This window comes from Rhodococcus sp. 21391 (assembly GCF_016772255.1).
Taxonomy (GTDB): domain Bacteria; phylum Actinomycetota; class Actinomycetes; order Mycobacteriales; family Mycobacteriaceae; genus Rhodococcus_F; species Rhodococcus_F opacus.
In genome coordinates, this window is record NZ_CP063781.1 from 4,141,463 (window position 1) to 4,160,752 (window position 19,290).

A 19,290-nucleotide genomic window follows, 5' to 3' on the forward strand; every position below is an offset into this window, starting at 1 on the left:
TCCCCCGTGGCCGGTCACCGCAGAGCGGCGACCGGCTCGAGATGTTCGATACGGGGTCAGACGACCGCGACGCCGGTTGCGCCGTGGAACTTTCGGAGCTCGCCTTTGACGACCTTGCCGCTGGCGTTGCGGGGCAGTGCGTCGACGATCACGACGTCTTTCGGGTGCTTGTACCGGGCAAGCTTGTCGTCGAGCCACGCCGCGAGTTCTTCCACGGTCAGGTCGGATCCCTCGTCGTCGAGTGCGACGACGGCGACGGGCACCTCGGTCCACTTGGGATCGGGCCTGCCCACGACGGCGGCCTCCCGGATCCGCGGGTGTCCGAACAGGACGTTCTCCACCTCGGCGCAGTAGATGTTCTCGCCGCCGGAGATGATCATGTCCTTCTTTCTGTCGACGACGTAGACGAATCCTTCGTCGTCCTGCCGCACCAGATCTCCGGAGTGGAACCACCCACCGGCGAACGCATCCGCCGTGGCGGTCGGGTTCTGCCAGTACTCGAGCATCATCGTCGGTCCGCGGTAGACGATTTCGCCGACGGTCCCGGGTGCGACGTCGTTCATGTCGTCGTCCACGACGCGCGTCTGGATCGTCGGGATCGGTTTGCCCACCGAGCCCAGCTTGCGGATCGCGTCGTCCCCGTCGAGGACGCAGGTGATGGGCGACATCTCGGTCTGCCCGAACACGGCGACGATGAGCGCCCGCGGGAACGTGTCCGCCATGGCGCGCAGCACCGTATCCGATGCGGGCGCCGCACCCCAGCTGATGACGCGAAGGGCGAGATCGCGACCCCGGACGGTCGGGTCGGCGCAGACGGCCTGCCACTGCACCGGCACGAGAAACACCGTCGTGATCCGCTCCTGCTCCCACACGTCGAGCATCTCGGTGGGGTTGAACGCCTTGAGCGGGTGAATCACCGTGGTACCGCCCAGCATCAGCATCGGGGCGACGGAACCGAGCGCGGCCACGTGGAAGACGGGGGACGCGAGGAACCCGATGTCGTCGCCGCGGTCGTAGCGCATCGCGCGGATACAGGTGATGGACTGTCCGACCATGTTCGAGTGCGACAGCACCGCACCCTTGGGTGTACCCGTCGTTCCGGACGTGTAGAGAATCAGGGACGGTGTGTCCTCGGGCAGATCGACGGGTGCATACGCCTGGCCGGCCTCCGACACGAGTTCTTCGTAACCGAGCACGTCGGCTTCCGAGTCGGCGCCGATGTTCACGACCAGACTCAGTTCGGGAACGTCCTGACGCACCGCCGCGACCAGCGGTGCGAGCGCGGGCTCGGTGAACACCGCACGAGCCCCGCAGTCACGGGCGATGAACGCGACCTCGGGCGGGGTGAGCCGGAAGTTGACGGGAACCGCGATGGCACCGAGGGCATTGATCGCGAGAACCGCTTCGAAGAATTCGGTGCGGTTGAGGGTGAGCAGCAGAACACGGTCGCCGAAGTTCACACCGCGGCGGGACAGCGCGCCGGCGAGCGCCTCCGATCGGTCGTGCAATTCGCGCCAGGTCGTACTGTGGCCGAGAAAGCGGAACGCGGCCTGATCGGGCTTCATCTCCGCGTGCGACGCAACCCAGTTGTTCCAGTGGTTGCGGCGGGATTGCAGTGGCTGCTCCAGCAGCTCGCTACGTGACGACATGTGGTGGTGGTCCCTTCGCTGTACTCACGCCCGGCGCCCGTCCGTCCGTTCGGACCCGCACCGAGCTGTGACGAGTATTACAGATCTCGACGTCTATCGGAACAGTCTTGTTAACCGCAATTCGCATCAGCTCCGGAAGTTCGGAGCGCGTTTCGCGAGCATCGCGGTGACGCCTTCGACGAAGTCGGGGGCCTGCAGCAGTTCCGCCTGGCCCGCCTTCTCGCGGTCGAGTGATGCATCCAGAGCTGTGAGCGTCGCTGCGGTGAGTGCCCGCTTGGTGAGTTCGATGGCCCGCCTCGGACCACGAGCGAGCCGGGCCGCCACGGCATCGACGTGCGCGGCGAGTTCGTCCGGAGGAAGGACGCCGGCGATCAGTCCGTCCCGCTCCGCCTGTGCGGCGGGTAAGCGCTCTCCGAGGAGAGCCATCCGGGTAGCCCGTGCCCGGCCGATGGACGCCGCGATCAGCGCGCTGGAACCGCCGTCGGGCATCAACCCGATGTTGACGAACGCGAGGAGTAGATAGGCATTCTCGGAGGCATATGTCAGGTCGGCCGTCAGAGCGATGGACGCCCCGACGCCCGCGGCCGCCCCGTTCACCTGAGCGATGACCGGGACCGGCAACTCGACGATGGCACGAACCACCCTGTTGGCGGAGTCCATCACCACCTCCGCGGGCGCTTCCCGGCCTCCGGCCGCGGCGGCCGCCGCGAGGTCCGCGCCCGTGCTGAACGCCTTGCCCGCCCCCGCGATGATCACGACGCGAACCGAGGAGTCCGTGGCGGCTGCGGTGAGCACGTCGCCCAGCGCCGTCATGTGTGCCAGGTCGAGGGCATTCATCCGGTCGGGGCGGTCGATCGTGATCCGGAGGACCCCGGTCTCGTTGACGACGCGCAGCCCGTCGACCGCCGGCGCGGTCACGACACCGCTCCGATGCGCGAGTCGACCGTGCGCGCGAGCCGACCGGTGATGATCGATTCCGCCTCCGCGACCATCCGGGTCACGAGTTCGCGCACGGTCGGGATGTCGTCGATCAGGCCCTGACTCTGTCCCGCGGTCCAGATTCCGGCGTCGAGATCGCCGATTTCGAACACCGTGCGTCCCCGGGCTCCGGCGACGAGATGCTGGATGTCGGCGAATTCGCAGCCACGGGACTCGATGTCGACCACCTCGGCGCTGACCGCGTTGCTCGCGACGCGGGCGGTGTTGCGAAGGGATCGGAAGATGAGTTCGGTGTCGCGTTCGGTGTTGGCGACGATCTGTTCCTTGACGGCGTGTGCCACCGGGGATTCGACCGTGCACATGAATCGGGTGCCCATGTTCACGCCGTCGGCGCCGAGTGCGAGCGCGGCGACGAGACCGCGCGCGTCCGCGATACCGCCGGACGCGATCACGGGGATCGTGAGCTTTCGGGTGGCGGCCGGGATCAGGATCAGGCCCGCGACGTCGTCCTCACCGGGGTGGCCTGCGCATTCGAAGCCGTCGATGCTGACCGCGTCGACACCGACCTGTTCCGCCTTCACCGCGTGCCGCACGCTCGTGCACTTGTGGATCACCTTGATCCCCGCGTCCTTGAGGTACGGGAGGTGGTCCACGGGATTGGAGCCGGCGGTCTCGACGATGCCGATTCCGGAATCGATGATCGCCTGGCGGTACTCGGCGTACGGCGGCGGGTTGATCGACGGGAGGATGGTGAGATTCACGCCGAACGGTTTATCGGTGAGCTCCCGTGTGCGGGCGATCTCCGCGACGAGATCTTCGGGGGTCGGCTGGGTGAGCGCGGTGAGAAATCCGAGCGCTCCCGAATCGGCCACAGCCGCTACGAGTTCGGCACGGCCGACCCACATCATGCCACCCTGGACGATCGGGTGCTCGACACCGAAGGCCTCGGTGAATTTCGTCCTCATTCAGTTCACCTCTTCGAACGTGCCGCCGGTGGCGGCCTTGTCCAGCAGTAGTTGGGGTGGGAGGAATCGGTCCCCGTACCGCGCGGCGAGAAGCTGCGCCCGGGAGACGAATCCCTGGATCCCGCCCGGGTACTGGTCGATGTAGCGGGCCACGCCGCCCGTCCAGCCGGGGTAGCCGATGCCCAGAATGGAACCGACGTTGGCGTCGGTGGTTGATTCGAGCACCCCCTCTTCCAGGCAGCGGACCGTCTCGACGGCTTCGATGAAGAGCATCCGCTCCTTGATGTCCTCGAACGGAATCTCGGTGCGCGCACCGTCGCGCCGGAACGTCTCGAGCCCGGACCACAATCCGACGCGCTTACCGTCCGCGTATTCGTAGAAGCCGGCGCCCGTGGATCGACCCTTGCGGCCGAACTCGTCGATCATGCGATCGACGACGGCATCCGCCGGATGTGGCTCCCAGGATTTCCCCTCGGCGAGTATCGCGGCCTTCGTCTCCTCGCGGATCTTGCGGGGCAGCGTGAGCGTCAGTTCGTCCATCAGCGCGAGGACAGGAGCGGGGCATCCGGCCTGCGACGCCGCCTGCTCGATCGACACCGGGGAGACGCCCTCGCCGAGCATCGCGATACCTTCGTTGGTGAACGTACCGATGACGCGGCTCGTGAAGAACCCGCGGCTGTCGTTGACGACGATCGGAGTCTTGCCGATCTGCCGGACCACGGCGAGCGCGCGTCCGAGCGCGTCGTCGCTCGTCTTCTCCCCCTTGATGATCTCGACAAGGGGCATCTTCTCGACCGGCGAGAAGAAGTGCAGGCCGATGAAATCCTCGGTGCGCGAGACGTTTTCGCCGAGGAGGGTGATCGGCAATGTCGACGTGTTGGAGCAGAGCAGTGCGTCGGGCGCGATGAAGCGGTCGATCTCGGCGAACACCGTGTACTTCACGGCCGGGTCCTCGAACACGGCCTCGATGACCAGCTGGGCGCCCGCAGTGTCGTCGGGCCTGTCGGTGGGGAGGATCCGCGCGAGGATCGATTCGGCCTTCTCGGGGGACGTCCGGCCCTTGGCGACCGCCTTGTCCAGAAGAGTCTTCGAGTAGCCCTTGCCCTTCTCGGCCGCGGCCAGGCTCACGTCCTTCAGCACCACGTTCATGCCCGACTTGGCACACACGTACGCGATGGCGGCGCCCATCATCCCGGCGCCGAGCACCGCGACCGTGCCGACGGGTGCGCGGTCTGCTCCGTCGTACTGCTTGACCAGACCGTTGGCCTTCTGGAGGTCGAAGAAGAACGCGCGGATCATGTTCTTCGAGATCTGTCCCGTGGCCAGCCCGGCGAAGTAGCGGTTCTCGATCTTCTGAGCAGTGTCGAAGTCGACGAGCGCGCCTTCGACGGCAGCGCTCATGATCGCGATCGGAGCCGGATAGGGCGCGCCTTTGAGCTGTTTCCGCAGGTTGGCAGGGAATGCGGGAAGGTTCGCGGCCAGCGCCGGGGACGCGGGAGTTCCACCGGGAAGCCGGTACCCCTTCACATCCCACGGCTGCACTGCGTCGGGGTTGTCGGCGATCCACTTCTTCGCCGCGGGCACCAGGTGATCGACGTCGTCCACGAGCTGGTCGATCAGGCCGAGACCGTGCGCCTTCTCCGCGGTGTGACGCTGCCCCTGCAGGAGAACCTGGGTGAGAGCGGGGACGATTCCGAGCAGGCGCACCGTCCGGACCACGCCGCCCCCGCCGGGAAGGAGACCGAGCGTCACCTCGGGGAGTCCGATCTGCACGCCTGCGGCATTCAGCGCGATCCGATGGTGGGTGGCGAGTGCGATCTCGAGTCCGCCGCCCAGGGCGGCGCCGCCGATGGCCGCGACGACGGGCCTGCCCAGCGTCTCCAGCCTGCGGAGTGGTTCCTTGATGCGGTCGATGTTCGCCATCACCGCCTCGGCCTGTCCCGCGCGGGACTTCAGGATGTCGTTGAGGTCGCCGCCGGCGAAGAAGGTCTTCTTCGCGGAGGTGACCACGACCCCGGCGATGGTGTCGCGCTCGGCGGTCAAGCGGTCGACGACCTCGCCCAGGGACACGATGAACCCCTCGTTCATCGTGTTCGCGGACTGGGCGGGGTCGTCGAGAACGAGGGTGACGATTCCATCGGCGTCCTTCTCGTACCGAATTGTGCTGTCAGTCATGCTGTTCGCTTCTCCTGTGGTCAGTGCTGGATGCGTTCGACGACCGTCGCGATGCCCATGCCCGCGCCGACGCACAGGGTGGCCAGGCCGTAACGCTTGCCCCGGCGTTCGAGTTCGTCGAGCAGCGTGCCGAGGATCATTGCGCCGGTGGCGCCCAGGGGGTGGCCCATCGCGATGGCGCCACCGTTCACGTTCACCTTGTCGAGCGGGATCTCGAGGTCCTTGGCGAACTTCAGCGCCACGGAGGCGAAGGCCTCGTTGATCTCGAACAGATCGATGTCGGAGACGTCGAGCCCGGCCTTCGCCAGTGCTTTGCGTGCCGAGGGCGCGGGACCGGTGAGCATGATCGTCGACTCGGAGCCGATGACTGCCGTGGACACGATCCGGCCGCGCGGCGCGAGGCCGGCGCGTTCACCTGCTTCTGCGCTGCCGATGAGCACCAGGGAGGCACCGTCCACGATTCCGGACGAGTTGCCGGCGTGGTGGACATGGTCGATGCGCTCCACCCAGTGGTATTTCTGCAGTGCCACCGCGGAGAATCCGCCCTGCTCCCCGAGAGCGGCGAACGACGGCGTCAACGCCGACAGGCCCTCGACGGTGGCGCCGGGCCGCATGTGCTCGTCCCGGTCGAGGACGACGACACCGTTGCGGTCCCGCACCGGGACGACCGAGCGATCGAACCGTCCGTCGGCCCAGGCGTCGGCCGCCAGTTCCTGTGAGCGAACTGCGAACTCGTCGACCTGGCTGCGACCGAATCCCTCGATGGTCGCGATGAGATCGGCGCCGATCCCCTGCGGGACCATGTAGGTGTCGTAGTTTGTCGCCGGATCGAGTCCCCATGCACCGCCGTCCGATCCCATGGGCACCTTCGACATGGACTCGACGCCGCCCGCGAGAACGAAGTCTTCCCAGCCGGAGGCCACTTTCTGCGCGGCGAGGTTGACGGCCTCGAGACCGGAGGCACAGAAGCGGTTGATCTGGACACCCGCGACGGTCTCGGGCAGTCCGGCAGCCAGCGCCGCGACACGCGGAAGCACGCCGCCCTGTTCACCCAGCGGCGACACGATTCCGAGCACGATGTCGTCGATCAGTGCCGGGTCCAGACTCGGATTCCGGACCTGGATCTCCTCGATCAACCCGACCGCCAGGTCGATGGGCTTGGTGCCCTGGAGGGCACCGTTGCTCTTACCCCGTCCGCGAGGGGTTCTGATCGCGTCGAAAATCAATGCCTGCCCGGTCTGCCGGGTTGCACCCATGATCCAGCTACCTCCGATAGTTCGAAATGTGACATCCAGGAGCGCACGACCGTCAGGAGACCGCGGACACATGCGAATTGTCGTTAACTTATTCTGCGCGTTCCTCACGTGTCAATAGCTCTACGGCAACTCCGCAGCCAGATTCACCGGCATCTTCCGAGAATGTGGGGTCACGATTTCTCCGCACGCGACCCTCAGCCGACCCGACGATGCGAAAGTCTCGGTTAAGATCATCGACAGTTAAACTGGCAGAAGACTGCCGATCGATGGAGGTGACCGTGGCCCGGACCAGCACGGCGGCCGGTGCCGCCACCGAGCGGCCGATCCGCCGTCGCCCGAAGAATCGCAAGGCCCAGATCGCGAACGTCGCGGCCGAGGCCTTCAGCGAGCGCGGCTACCACGCGGTCGGCGTCGACGAGATCGCGGCCACCATCGGGATCTCCGGCCCCGCCCTCTACCGGCACTACCCCAACAAGTACGCCCTGCTCGTACACGCCGCCACCACGACAGCCGACGCACTGCAGGCGGCAGCGGACGGCGCCCTCGACGGCATGGCCGAGCGCGAGCCCGGAGACCGCCTCGACCATCTGATCTCCGCGCTCGTCGCGAATACCATCGAGAACCGCAAGGTCGCCGGGCTATACCGCTGGGAGGGCCGGTACCTCGAGGCCGAGGATCGCACGCGAATCCGCGACGTCTTCGTTCACGTCACCCAGTGCGTGGCGGGCCCCCTGCGGGAACTGCGCCCCGAACTCACGTCCGTCGACGCCACGACATTGGGGGCGTCGACGCTGAGCGTGATGGGGAGCATCAGCGCACACCGCACCACCCTCGCGACGCGCCGGCTCGACGCGCTTCTGAAGTCGGCGTGCGAATCGATCCTGCGCGCGACACTGCCTCCCGCCGTCCCGGCCGACGGAAGGAACACAGACACAGGCACAGGTGCGGTACGCGGCCTGGCGGTGACATCCAAGCGTGAGTTGCTGATCAACGAGGCCGTGAAGATATTCGACCGGCACGGCTATCACGACTCGAGCATCGAAGAAATCGGCGCCGCGGCCGGCATCAACGCGTCGAGCGTGTACCGCCACTTCCCCAGCAAGGCCGACCTTCTCGCGGCGGTGTTCTACCGCGCGTCCGACCGGCTGGCAGTGGCTACCTCGGCGGCGCTGTCCACCGCCACCGGCCCCGAGGATGCGCTCCGCACACTCGCGGAGTCCTATCTGGAACTCTCCTTCCGGAACCCGGAAGTGCTGTCGGTGTACTTCGCGGAGATCGGGAATCTCCCGAAGAACGAGCGGACGAATCTCCGCAACGTGCAGCGCCTGCACGTCGAGGAGTGGGTCCACCTGGTGACCACCGTGCGCTCCGAACTCTCGGCTCCGGAGGCACGGTTCCTGGTTCACGCGGCACTGGGTTTGGTTCTCGATATCGGCCGACTGGTCCACTTCGACACCCGCGAGGAGTCGCGTGCGCGTCTCCACACCCTGATGACGGCGGTACTACTGGGCCACTGAGGCCGTGTCCCTGGACGAGTCGCCCAGGGACACAGCCGTCATGCGACCCGTCGACGAGCTCCACGGTGATTGTCGCTGTCCGCGCCCAGATCCCGGGGACGGTAGCCGACCGGGTATCCGGGATAGCTCCGGTTGTGCCGATCCCGGGCGGCCTTGGACTCCCGCCGCGGCGGCAGGAAGCGCACGAACCTCGCACGGACCCGCAGCGCACGGCGGGACGCGTTCTGCAGCCAGATCGGGGCGGCGGGAAACCCGAACGCTGCCAGCATCATCGGGTCGAGGAGCGCGTGGACCCCCTGCGCGACGAGGGGCCGGAGTGGCGCCGGAAACCAGGAACAGAACAGCTTCAGCGTGTAGGTGCCGACGCGATGGTTGTCGTCGGTGTACCGGAAATGCTTCCGCTCGTAGTCGACTTTGAACCGGTAGAAGTCCTCGAAACTTTCGGGAATGTTCTTGATTCCCATTCGGATTCCCACCTGACGGTAGAAGTGGAAACACGCGAGACGCTCGTTCGGAGTCAGCCGTCGCCATCCGGAGCGGTCGATCCAGTCGATCGGCTCGTAGATGAAGGTGGTCAGCACGTACAGCATGTCGTCGTTGTCGATGTCGTACTTGCCGTGCATACGGTTCACGACGCGCAGTGATTCGATGCCGCGCTCGGAGTCGTAGCCGTGTTCGACGAGTTCGGCCATCAGCAGTGCAGTGTCGTCGTACCTCTTCTGCGGCCGTTTCTCGAACTCGCCGGTGCGCTGCAGCAGTTCCGAAATGGTGGGGACACAGTATGTCCGGAACAGCGCGAACTCGAGCGACCGCTGGTAGTCCCACGGAAACTCGTAGCCGGCCGTGATGCGATGGATCTCCTGGTGATCCCGGACCGGGTCGAGTTCCTCGATCCGCCGCTGCCAGCCTTGTCTGCCCCGCGGAACCCCGCCCGGCGCGCCGGAGTCGGCGCGCTTGGTCTTCATCAGCATGTGGATACCCTCCTGCCGCGTGATCAGCGTCCGTGCCGGTTCTTCAACATCCAGGCCGAGATCTTCATATCCCGCGACTTGCGCTGCATGGTGAGCAGGTTCAGCGGAGCCGCGAATCTCTGCCGGGCGATGGATTTGACCCGGCTGAATTCACGCAGACCGTCCGCTCCGTGGATCCGGCCGAAGCCCGAGTCTCCGACACCGCCGAACGGCAGCGCCGCCACACCGGCGAACCCGAGCACCGAACCGATCGTCACCACTCCGGCCCTGAGTTTTTCGGCAGCCTGCATCGCCTTCGTCGCATCCCTGGTGAAGATGGATGCGCCGAGCCCGAACGTGGTGCCGTTGGCCTTCGTGACCGCCTCGTCGAGGCTGGCGACCCTGTTGATGACGACCGTGGGTCCGAATGTCTCCTCGCGGATCGCGGTGCTGTCCTCGGGAACGCCGGTCAGCACGATCGGCCCGACATAGCCGTCCTTGATGGAGTCCAGTCCGCCGACCACCGCGGATCCGCCCTTGTCGAGTGCATCCTGGACGTGGCCGCGGACGACGTCGGACTGGCCGGCCATCGTCATCGGACCGTAGGCAGCGTCCCGGGGGCCGGGGTGCAGGACCTTCGACTTCTCGGCGACCAGTCGGACGAACTCGTCGTACACCGAGTCGACGACGTAGATGCGCTCGACGCCGGCGCACGTCTGTCCAGCGTTGCCCATCGCGCCGAACACCGCGAAGCCGGCCGCCTCGTCGAGATTCGCGTCGGCGTCGACGAGCATGGCGTCCTTGCCGCCCGCCTCGACGACGAGGGGGGTCAGCGTTTCGGCACACGCGGCCATGACGCGCTTGCCGGTGGCGGCAGATCCGGTGAAGGCAATCTTGTCGACCCCGGCCGAGACGAGAGCCGCGCCGGTCGACCCGTCTCCGGTGACCACCTGCAGCACGGGTTGGTTGGGAACGAGCGTCTTCCACTTGTCCGCGAGCCACACCGCGACCCCGGGGGTCAGCTCGCTGGGTTTGAAGACGACAGTGTTGCCCGCCGCCAGCGCATAGGAGATCGACCCCATCGGCGTGTACACGGGGTAGTTCCACGGCCCGATGACACCGACCACACCCATCGGCTCGTATCCGACACTGCTGGCCTGGTTCGCGCTGACCAGGCCCGACGGCACCTTGCGCCGCTTCAGGACCTTGCCCGCGTTCTTCGCGGCCCAGTCGAGGTGTTCGACGGCGAGCATCACTTCGAGGAGCGCGTCGTCGTACGGCTTACCGGTTTCGGCGGCGACGAGTGCGGCGAGCTGCTCAGCGTCTCGCGCGACGGACTTCTTCCAGTCGAGGAGCCATTGCTTGCGGCCGTCGGATCCGAGAGCGTTCCACCACTGCGCGGCCGCTCGGGCCGCGTCGACTGCCTCGCGCACCTCCTGCTCCCCCTGGATCGGGTACTCGGCCAGGACGTTGCCGTTGCGCGGGTCCAGGGACGCGAACGTCTTCGGCGCCTGCTCCGTCGAGGCCGCGGGCTGCTCGCCGGCCGTCGTCTCGGTCGTCTCCGCCTGCTGTGGCATGGTCAATGTCCTCCCTCGAGATCACATCAAATATATGTGATGTGATGTAATGTAGTGGACATCACAGTATGCGGCAGACCCCATCGCGGCAAGCCCCACACAGTCACCTCCGGCCGACCGATTCGCCGGCCCGATCAACCATGAGGAGTCCCCCGGACATGAGCGTCGAATTCACCAGTGAACAGAAGGACTTCGCGGCGGCGATCGCCGATTTCTGCAAGCGCGAGAGCGGCACCCACGAGCAGCGCGACAGGCTGACGAATCACGGCGAACACAACCACAATCAGGACGTCTACGAGAAGATGGCCAAGCTGGGCTGGCTGGGCATCACCATTCCCGAGGAGTACGACGGCTCGGCCGCCAGCCACGTCGACATGTGCATCCTGCTCGAGGAGGCCGCCAAGGGGATGGCACCCATCGGCGGCATCGGTCCCACCCTGATCACGGGCGGCGCCTACGCGAAGTTCGGAACCGACGCACAGAAGGACATCGTGCTGCGCGGCATCGTGGCCGGCCGATCACAGTCCATCTCGATGTCCGAGCCGGAAGCCGGTTCCGACGTCGGCAACCTCAGCACCCGCGCGGAGAAGACCGCCGACGGCTGGGTGATCAACGGTCAGAAGACGTGGTGCTCCAACGCGCACTTCGCCGACAACATCCTGCTCGTAGCCCGCACAGGGCGCGGCGACGGCAAGCACGAAGGCCTCACGATGTTCCACGTCCCCGCCGATACCGCCGGGCTGAAGATCAGCGGCATCGACACGATGGGCGGCAAGGAGGTCAACGATCTCTACTTCACCGATTGCGTCCTGCCCGAGGACGCGGTGGTGGGCGAGGTCGGCAACGGCTGGCGCCAGCTGATGACCGGCCTGAACTTCGAACGCCTGATCCTCGCCGCCATGATGCTCGGCACCGCGCAGCGCGCGTTCGCCGACACCCTCGACTTCGTCACCCAGCGCAAGCAGTTCGGGCGGCCGGTCGGATCGTTCCAGGCGTTGCGCCACCGCATCGCCGATCTCGCGACGGAGATCGAGTGCTGCAAGCTGCTCGTCTACAGCGTCGCCAGGGACGTCGACGCGAACCCGGACAAGATGCTGGCCCGCGAGGCGTCGATGGCCAAACTGAAGGTCACGGAGACGGCGAAGAAGGTCGCGCTCGAGGGCATGCAGATGATGGGCGGGTACGGCTATGCCACCGAGTTCGACATGGAGAAGCACGTCCGCTCCACCATCGTGTCGACCATCTACGGCGGTACCAACGAAATTCAGCGCGACATCATCGGCAAGACCTACGGCTTGTAATCATCCCCTGCGGTTTATGCTGGTTTGCCGCATCGAAGGAGTTCTCCATGGCATCGCCCTCCGTGTCACGATCCCCAGCGGGCCGCACCCTGCGCCGCCGACCCCAGCTGTCGGACGACGTCGCCGTACACGTCCGTAACCTGATCATGTCCGGGGGCGTTCGCCCGGGTGACTTCATCCGGCTCGACGAGACCGCGGCGGACCTGGGGGTCAGCGTCACACCTGTCCGTGAGGCGCTCCTGACCCTGCGCGGCGAGGGACTCGTCGAACTGGTTCCTCACCGCGGGTACGTCGTCGCCCCGCTCAGCCGGGACGACATCCACGACCTCTTCTGGCTGCAGGGGCAGATCGCCGAGGAACTCGCGGTCCGCGCGACGCGGTCGGCCACTCCGGAGGCCGTGGAGGAGCTGACCGCGATCAACGAGAAGCTGCGACGCGCCGTCGAGGACGGCGACGCCGACCGCATCGAGGACCTCGAGTTCTCGTTCCACCGGGTCATCAACCGGCTTGCCGACGCGAGCAAGCTGTCGTGGTTCCTGCTCAGCGCCACCCGGTACACCCCTGTGCAGTTCTATTCGTCCGATCCGGCCTGGGGCGAGTCGGCAGTCGACAGCCACCGCCGTCTCATCGCCGCCCTCGCCGACGGGAAGGCCGACGTGGTGGGTGCCGAGAACAAGGCCCACTTCATCGACGGCGCCCAGCGGCTGGTCGCGCATCTCGACGAGGTCGGCATCTGGGACTGACCGGCACCACCGCTGCCCGGCGCCCGGTCAGCACGGTGCGGGGTTGCGATCCCCGTAGGTGGGGTCCAGCGCCCGCTGGATGATGTACACGGCCCGCGCATCGGTGGTCAGCTGGCCGTGTTCGGCCGTGTTCGCCTCGCAGCCGTCCTGGAGCCAGATGTTGTGCACGACGGCCCCCGGACCGGCCGTCAGGAACGTGTTCTCCGGGGGGGTCGACACGGTGTCGCTGCGACTGGCGACCGCCGTGTACTCGATGCCCGGGTCGGTGTCGCCACCCGCGTTGAGGACCTGAAGGAAGGGCGAACCCACCATCTGCTGTATGTAGGACGGTCCGACCGCGACACCGGCGAGCGTCGTGACCGGTACACCCAGTGCCTGCGCGATCGCACCGAGCGCCTGGACGTCCCCGAAGCTGGTGCCGTGGTTGGTGGCGCCGAGCGTGACGAGGGAATGCACCTTGTTCAGCGCGGGGTTCGTGCGGTCGGCGCCGCCGTCGAACCGCAGGTACTGGCGGGACACTGTGCCGCCGAGCGAATGCCCGATCATGTCGACCTGCGAAGCGCCGGTGGTGGTACGGACCTGGTCGACGAAACCGGCGAGCTGCCGCGCGGACTCGGCGATGTCCGCGCCGCCGAACATGCGCATCAGGTTACCCTCGGTCAGACCGGCGGCCTGTCCGTAGTTGAGGGCGAAGACGCAGTACCCCTCCGCCGTGAGCGCCGGGGCGAGGTCCTTCTACGTTCCCACCATGCCGGTCCAGGTGCCGTGCACCAGCACGACGGGACGCGGATGCGCCGCGGACGGCTTACAGCTCCAGTCATTCGCACCCGGCAGTACCGACGGGTCGGCCGCGGATGCGGGTTCCGCTTCCACGGGATCCGCTGCCGCCGGTGCCCCGCCGCAGAGCATCACGATGCCTGCCAGCGCGAACAACAGGGCCCTACCGGCCGACGATATACGCATATTCCTCGTATCCTGAGTTGACGGAAATAGACTTCAGGTTACGTTACCCAACTGTCCATCAAAGTCTCAACCTGAGATCGAGACTCTGGGGGTGATAACCCACACGATTCGTCTTCGGCTGATCACAGACAGCCCTCCCGGCCATCCGGAAGGCTCACCGAAACGAACCACCAACGACACACGATAGTCGGGATGAGAAGGCTACTGCCAATCGAGTGAGTGGGGCGATTATGTATTTCTCCGTAGAACAGCGGAACGGCGACGATTCCGGAGAGCATTCTGACGCCTCGGCGCAGCAGGCACTCGACGGTCTGCGCGCGGAACTCGACGCAGTCGACGCGACCCTTCTCGACGCGGTGCGGCAGCGCTTGGAGGTGTGCCTGCGCATCGGCGAACTGAAGCGACGCGAGCACATCGCCATGATGCAGCCCGGCCGGATCCACATCGTCCACGAACGGGCGCGACAGTACGCGGACAGCCACTCACTGTCCCCGGAGTTCTTCGACTCGCTCTACGACCTTCTCATCGCCGAGACCTGCAGGCTCGAGGACCTCGTGATCAACGCGGAGCCCGCCGACGAGGGCCCCTACCACAACGGACACCACGACCACCGTGACAACCACCACGTTCGTCACAGTTCCGTGCCCTCTGCGAATGTCGAGTCGTGATGAGTACCCGAACGCTCCTGGTCGACAACTACGATTCCTTCACTTACAACCTGTTCACCCTGCTGGCCGAGGTGAACGGTGAACCCCCCACGGTCGTGCACAACGATGTGGAGTGGGATTCGATCCCCTGGTCCGACTTCGACAACATCGTCATCTCCCCCGGCCCCGGACGCCCGGAGCGGCAACGGGACTTCGGCATCAGTGCGCGCGTCATCACGGAGACCGCACTCCCCGTCCTCGGCGTGTGCCTCGGCCATCAGGGGCTGTGCCAGCTGTTCGGGGGCAGAGTGGTTCTCGCACCCGAACCGATGCACGGCCGCGTGTCCCTCGTCGAACACGACGGTTCCGAGCTCTTCGCCGGCATTCCGTCACCGTTCCCGACCGTCCGCTACCACTCGCTGATCGTCGAGGATCTCCCCGACGACCTCGAGGCCACCGCCTGGACCGCCGACGGCCTGCTGATGGGTGTCCGCCACCGGACTCGTCCGCTGTGGGGCGTCCAGTTCCACCCCGAATCGATCAGCACCGCGTTCGGTCACGAACTGCTCGCGAACTTCCGCGATCTCACGCAGACGCATTCCGGGACACCCACGCACGGGTCCATGCTGAGAATCCCGATTCCCCACGCGCCGTACGTGGTGCAGCAGGTGCGCGTCGATCACGAAGTCGATCCCCGCACCACGTTCGAGGATCTCTTCGCGTCCGGACCCAACGCGTTCTGGCTGGACGGGACGTCGGCCTCGGAACCGACGTCGCGATTCACCATCATGGGCAATTGTTCCGGCCCGCGCGCCGAGTACATCACGTACGACGTCAGCGAATCGATCGTCCGGATCACCCGCGAGGGGTTGCCGGTCGAACAGGTGCACGCACCGTTCTTCGACTACCTCGAGCGGCAACTGCAGGCCCGGTCGGTGCCCGGTCTCCCGGGTGTGCCGTTCGGCCTCGGCTACGTGGGGTACCTCGGCTACGAACTGAAGGCCGAGACCGGCGGCACGGCGGCCCACAAGTCGCCCACCCCGGACGCCGCGCTGGTGTTCGCGGACCGCGCTGTCGTCATCGACCATTCCGGCGAGCGCACCTACGCGCTGTGCCTGAGCGATCACCAGGACGATCCGGAGTTGCGCCGCTGGCTCGACGAGATGGAGGTGGCGCTGCATCGGCTGGCCGAGCCGGACAACCCGCCGACCGCGGTGTCGCCGATCCGGAAGCCGGAGTCCGCCGAACTCGCCCTGCGCCACGAGCACGACAAGTACCTCGAACACATCGCGACCTCGCTCGGCGAGATCCGGACCGGCGAGTCCTACGAGGTGTGCCTGACCAACATGGCGACGGTGGACCAGTCGATCGATCCCCTGCACACGTTCGAGTTGCTGCGCTCCATCAGCCCCACCCCGTACAGCGCGTACCTCCAGTTCGCCGGACTGTCGGTTCTCAGCGCCTCCCCCGAACGGTTCCTCAGGATCGGCGCGGACCGGGTGGTGGAGTCCAAACCCATCAAGGGGACGCGGCCGCGCGGCGCGACCCCCGCCAAGGACGCGGCGCTGCGGCAGGACCTGCTCGACAGCGAGAAGGACCGCGCCGAGAACCTGATGATCGTCGATCTGACGCGCAACGATCTGGCTCGGGTGTGCGTTCCCGGATCGGTGCACGTTCCCAAGCTCTTCGACGTCGAGACGTACGCGGCCGTGCATCAACTCGTGTCGACCGTGCGCGGGACCCTCAGCGCGGACGCCTCCGTCGTCGAGTGTGTTCGCGCCGCCTTCCCGGGCGGATCGATGACGGGCGCCCCGAAGATCCGGACCATGGAGATCATCGACCGGCTCGAGTCCGGGCCGCGCGGTGTGTATTCCGGGTCGATCGGCTACTTCTCACTGACGGGGACGGCCGACCTGTCGATCGTCATCCGCACGATCGTCGCCACAAACACCGAGGTGACGTTCGGTATCGGTGGGGCGATCACCGCCCTCTCCGACCCGGAGGAGGAGTTCGACGAGGCGATGGTCAAGGCCGCCACCATGTTGCGGGCACTGACCGTGACGGCAGACCGGCCGAACGAGATCGGGCCGTGAACGTCCCGGCCGCATCCATCCGGACCGTCGCGCTGATCGGCGGTTCCGGCGATGTCGGCCGGATGCTGGCTGCTCGGCTGCGTGCCGACGGAAACACGGTGCGCACCATCGACATCCGATTCACCGATCGATCCGACCCGGATCAGGTGAAGGGCGACGTCACCGACCCGTCGCCCGAGCTGCGGACGGTGGTGAACGCGGCCGATGCGGTGATCCTGGCGATCCCCGAAAGCATCGCGCTGGAGGCGATTCCGTTCGTCGTCGCGGAGTTGGCCGAACACGCCCTGCTGGTCGACACGCTGTCGGTGAAGTCCCGATTCGACGCCGCCCTGCGCGACAGTGCGCTGCGCACCGGTGCGGTGGGCATCAACCCGATGTTCGCGCCTTCCCTCGGACCGGAGGGCCGCCCCGTCGCGGCGGTGACCTACCGGGACAGTGGTGAGGTCGAGTGGTTCCTGTCGGTGCTGTCCGGCTGGGGGTCGTCGGTGGTCCGCCTGGACGCCGAACACCACGACCGGCTCACCGCAGCGACCCAGGCGCTGACACACGCCGGCGTCCTCGCGTTCGGCCTCGCGCTGGCGGACCTCGGTGTCGACGGCGCCGAACTCACCGCGGTGGCGACCCCTCCCCATCTCGTGTCGCTCGCGCTCCTCGCGCGGGTCGGCGGAGGCGTCCCGGAGGTCTACCGGGACATCCAGGCGGGCAATCCCTTCGCGGGCGAGGCCCGCCGCGCGCTCGCCGCGGCGCTGACCACTCTCACCGAAACCGTCGAGCGGGGCTCGGAGGACGATTTCGCTTCGCTCATGTCCCGCTCGACATCGGCGCTCGGCGACCGGAGCGAACCCCTCGCCCGGGTGTGCGCCGATCTCTTCACCGATCTCGTTCACAGACAGCCGTAGTCGTGGGACAGGAACGGAGATTCGTCATGACGCCCCAGAAGACGCCCTCGCTCCCGGAGTACGACCCGGCGGATCCGGTGGAGAGTGCCGTGGTGTCCCGGCTCGCCCGGAACTGGGGTCAGCGGGCGACCGTGAAGAAGCCGGAACCGGACCTCGACGCGCTGTTCGACCTCGACAAGCAGGACTACCCGAACGAGTTGCTGCCCTTCGCCGATCACGATCGGTTCCTCGGCATGAGCGAGGAGCAACGGAACCAGCTCCGGGCGTGGGCCTGGATCGCATTCAACAAGAACGTCATGGACATCGAGCAGTACGTGGTCAATCCCGGGTTCGACCTCGTCGCGCACGACGCCCTGGACACCGGGCTCGGAGACACGTTCGCCGTGGCCGTCCACCAGGCGATGGTCGACGAGCAGTACCACACCCTCATGCACCTGAACGCGAGCGCGGTCACGCGCAGGCAACGCGGTTGGGCGATGCCGAACAACGCCCTTCCCGACGTCCTGACGTTGCGCCGACAACGCGCGGCGACGGCCGAGGCCGCCGACCCGAGGAAACGGGCGATCACGACGTTCGCCTTCATGACGGTGGCGGAGATCTCGATCAGCTCCTACCTCGACCTGATCTCCGAGAACGACGTCATCCAGCCGGTCAACCGGGCGACGGTGAGGCTGCACAATCGCGACGAGTACTGCCACGCCTCGATCGCCGACGACATCGCCGGCGTCGTCTACGACACGCTGAGCCCCGACGACCGCCGCCACTTCCTGGACGGGCTCGTCGACGCGATGACCGCTTTCAGCAGCAACGACTACTCGACGTGGCACACCATCGTCGGACTCATGGACCTGGGCGGCGGTCAGGCGATGATCGACGACGCCGAGCACGACACCCGCCGATCCGCACTGGTCCAGGATTTCGGTGGAATCCACAAGCTGTGCAAGCACCTCGGCGTCGCCGGCGAGATGTCCTTCGAGTGGGAGCACTGACACGCAACTCCAAGGATTTGTAGCGATGGCGCGATGCGTGTCACGTCACTCGGCGGTGCCGGACGCGCCGAGCAGCTCCTTGCGGAGTTCGGTCCACACGGTGGCGTACGAGTCGATCACGGGTTCCGAGATCCACTTCGACTCCCCCGCCGCGACTTTCGCGAGAGCGTCGGCGAACAGGTCCTGGTAGCGGGACAACCGGGGTACGAACGCCGACAGGTCGTCGAACACGACCGACGCCCGGCGGTCCAAGTCGGCCAGCTGATCGGCGTCGGCCGAATCGATCAGTCCGACGAACTCCTCGTGGAACGGCACGAAGCTCTCGTACACCTCCGCGATGGAGTCCTCGTCGATGGACACCCGCTCGGCGTCGAGCTGATCCTCGAGCTCCGAGTGTCCGGCCTCGGTGAGCCCGATCCGGCCGTCCGACACTTCCTGCGCCTTGCCCTGGGTCAGCAGCGCGTCGTAGGCGGCCTGCGCGGACGCGGCGCTCACACCGAGATGCTCGGCCAGAACGGCCGCGCTGACCTGCTCTTTCAACCGGACCGCCTGCAGCAGGGCCAACTCGTCCACATTGCCAGCGAAGGCCATAGATCTCTCCTCGTCACACCCCGTCCAGGGCGGTTC

The 19,290-nt window shown here is 66.7% G+C and carries 15 protein-coding genes and 1 pseudogene; 7 read left to right on the top strand and 9 right to left on the bottom strand.

Annotated features, from left to right (window positions below; genetic code table 11):
* Window positions 1-56 precede the first annotated feature (56 nt).
* From fadD5 to GO592_RS19245, 5 genes are all read right to left on the bottom strand, one after another.
* Entirely contained in the window at window positions 57-1,649 is a 1,593-nt protein-coding gene (fadD5, locus tag GO592_RS19225) for a fatty-acid--CoA ligase FadD5 (RefSeq protein WP_202714933.1), read from the bottom strand.
* 126 nt (window positions 1,650-1,775) lie between these two features.
* On the bottom strand, window positions 1,776-2,567 hold the full coding sequence (locus tag GO592_RS19230; protein ID WP_202714934.1) for an enoyl-CoA hydratase: 792 nt from the start codon (window positions 2,565-2,567) through the stop codon (window positions 1,776-1,778).
* Window positions 2,564-3,553 carry an NAD(P)H-dependent flavin oxidoreductase gene (locus GO592_RS19235; protein ID WP_202714935.1) on the bottom strand — a complete coding sequence of 330 codons (990 nt, stop codon included), beginning with the start codon at window positions 3,551-3,553 and terminating at the stop codon, window positions 2,564-2,566. Before GO592_RS19235 ends, GO592_RS19230 begins: the two co-directional genes overlap by 4 nt.
* Window positions 3,554-5,728, bottom strand: coding sequence for a 3-hydroxyacyl-CoA dehydrogenase NAD-binding domain-containing protein (locus GO592_RS19240; RefSeq protein WP_202714936.1), 2,175 nt, complete (start codon window positions 5,726-5,728; stop codon window positions 3,554-3,556).
* A gap of 20 nt (window positions 5,729-5,748) precedes the next feature.
* Window positions 5,749-6,984 carry an acetyl-CoA C-acetyltransferase gene (locus tag GO592_RS19245; RefSeq protein WP_202714937.1) on the bottom strand — a complete coding sequence of 412 codons (1,236 nt, stop codon included), beginning with the start codon at window positions 6,982-6,984 and terminating at the stop codon, window positions 5,749-5,751.
* A gap of 266 nt (window positions 6,985-7,250) precedes the next feature.
* Between GO592_RS19245 and GO592_RS19250 the strand changes: the two genes are divergently transcribed.
* The gene (locus GO592_RS19250; protein WP_202714938.1) at window positions 7,251-8,501 is read left to right on the top strand and encodes a TetR/AcrR family transcriptional regulator; all 1,251 of its coding nucleotides are present in this window, start codon (window positions 7,251-7,253) and stop codon (window positions 8,499-8,501) included.
* A 38-nt stretch (window positions 8,502-8,539) separates the two neighbouring features.
* Here GO592_RS19250 and GO592_RS19255 read toward each other — a convergent pair whose 3' ends face one another.
* Together GO592_RS19255 and GO592_RS19260 are read right to left on the bottom strand one after the other, a co-directional pair.
* Entirely contained in the window at window positions 8,540-9,472 is a 933-nt protein-coding gene (locus GO592_RS19255; protein WP_202714939.1) for an oxygenase MpaB family protein, read from the bottom strand.
* A 23-nt stretch (window positions 9,473-9,495) separates the two neighbouring features.
* The gene (locus tag GO592_RS19260; protein WP_172650384.1) at window positions 9,496-11,028 is read right to left on the bottom strand and encodes an aldehyde dehydrogenase family protein; all 1,533 of its coding nucleotides are present in this window, start codon (window positions 11,026-11,028) and stop codon (window positions 9,496-9,498) included.
* Window positions 11,029-11,186: 158 nt separating this feature from the next.
* Between GO592_RS19260 and GO592_RS19265 the strand changes: the two genes are divergently transcribed.
* The gene (locus GO592_RS19265) at window positions 11,187-12,329 is read left to right on the top strand and encodes an acyl-CoA dehydrogenase family protein (RefSeq protein WP_202714940.1); all 1,143 of its coding nucleotides are present in this window, start codon (window positions 11,187-11,189) and stop codon (window positions 12,327-12,329) included.
* A 47-nt stretch (window positions 12,330-12,376) separates the two neighbouring features.
* On the top strand, window positions 12,377-13,072 hold the full coding sequence (locus GO592_RS19270; RefSeq protein ID WP_054245385.1) for a GntR family transcriptional regulator: 696 nt from the start codon (window positions 12,377-12,379) through the stop codon (window positions 13,070-13,072).
* A gap of 27 nt (window positions 13,073-13,099) precedes the next feature.
* Here the strand turns inward: GO592_RS19270 and GO592_RS19275 are convergent.
* A pseudogene (locus GO592_RS19275) lies at window positions 13,100-14,035 on the bottom strand (esterase/lipase family protein).
* Window positions 14,036-14,265: 230 nt separating this feature from the next.
* Here GO592_RS19275 and GO592_RS19280 point away from each other — a divergent pair.
* Genes GO592_RS19280 through GO592_RS19295 form a run of 4 tightly spaced genes read left to right on the top strand, consistent with a single transcriptional unit; the run spans window position 14,266 to window position 18,663 of the window.
* Window positions 14,266-14,703, top strand: a complete 438-nt coding sequence (locus GO592_RS19280) for a chorismate mutase family protein (protein WP_054245387.1) — start codon at window positions 14,266-14,268, stop codon at window positions 14,701-14,703.
* Entirely contained in the window at window positions 14,703-16,775 is a 2,073-nt protein-coding gene (pabB, locus tag GO592_RS19285; RefSeq protein WP_202714941.1) for an aminodeoxychorismate synthase component I, read from the top strand. The genes GO592_RS19280 and pabB overlap by 1 nt, the downstream gene beginning before the upstream one ends.
* On the top strand, window positions 16,772-17,674 hold the full coding sequence (locus GO592_RS19290) for a prephenate dehydrogenase/arogenate dehydrogenase family protein (RefSeq protein WP_202714942.1): 903 nt from the start codon (window positions 16,772-16,774) through the stop codon (window positions 17,672-17,674). The genes pabB and GO592_RS19290 overlap by 4 nt, the downstream gene beginning before the upstream one ends.
* 26 nt (window positions 17,675-17,700) lie before the next feature.
* Window positions 17,701-18,663: an AurF N-oxygenase family protein gene (locus GO592_RS19295; protein WP_202714943.1), complete on the top strand. Its 963-nt coding sequence runs from the start codon at window positions 17,701-17,703 to the stop codon at window positions 18,661-18,663.
* 45 nt (window positions 18,664-18,708) lie between these two features.
* On the opposite strand, the gene GO592_RS19300 is transcribed toward GO592_RS19295, so the two are convergent.
* Entirely contained in the window at window positions 18,709-19,254 is a 546-nt protein-coding gene (locus GO592_RS19300; protein WP_005253815.1) for a hypothetical protein, read from the bottom strand.
* Between the last annotated feature and the right edge of the window lie 36 nt (window positions 19,255-19,290).

Bases quoted from the DNA above. Each gene is read 5' to 3' on its own strand.
- fadD5 (WP_202714933.1), bottom strand. From the start codon at position 1,649: ATGTCGTCACGTAGCGAGCTGCTGGAGCAGCCACTGCAATCCCGCCGC.
- GO592_RS19235 (WP_202714935.1), bottom strand. From the start codon at position 3,553: ATGAGGACGAAATTCACCGAGGCCTTCGGTGTCGAGCACCCGATCGTC.
- GO592_RS19240 (WP_202714936.1), bottom strand. From the start codon at position 5,728: ATGACTGACAGCACAATTCGGTACGAGAAGGACGCCGATGGAATCGTC.
- GO592_RS19245 (WP_202714937.1), bottom strand. From the start codon at position 6,984: ATGGGTGCAACCCGGCAGACCGGGCAGGCATTGATTTTCGACGCGATC.
- GO592_RS19250 (WP_202714938.1), top strand. From the start codon at position 7,251: ATGGAGGTGACCGTGGCCCGGACCAGCACGGCGGCCGGTGCCGCCACC.
- GO592_RS19255 (WP_202714939.1), bottom strand. From the start codon at position 9,472: ATGCTGATGAAGACCAAGCGCGCCGACTCCGGCGCGCCGGGCGGGGTT.
- GO592_RS19260 (WP_172650384.1), bottom strand. From the start codon at position 11,028: ATGCCACAGCAGGCGGAGACGACCGAGACGACGGCCGGCGAGCAGCCC.
- GO592_RS19265 (WP_202714940.1), top strand. From the start codon at position 11,187: ATGAGCGTCGAATTCACCAGTGAACAGAAGGACTTCGCGGCGGCGATC.
- GO592_RS19270 (WP_054245385.1), top strand. From the start codon at position 12,377: ATGGCATCGCCCTCCGTGTCACGATCCCCAGCGGGCCGCACCCTGCGC.
- GO592_RS19280 (WP_054245387.1), top strand. From the start codon at position 14,266: ATGTATTTCTCCGTAGAACAGCGGAACGGCGACGATTCCGGAGAGCAT.
- pabB (WP_202714941.1), top strand. From the start codon at position 14,703: ATGAGTACCCGAACGCTCCTGGTCGACAACTACGATTCCTTCACTTAC.
- GO592_RS19295 (WP_202714943.1), top strand. From the start codon at position 17,701: ATGACGCCCCAGAAGACGCCCTCGCTCCCGGAGTACGACCCGGCGGAT.
- GO592_RS19300 (WP_005253815.1), bottom strand. From the start codon at position 19,254: ATGGCCTTCGCTGGCAATGTGGACGAGTTGGCCCTGCTGCAGGCGGTC.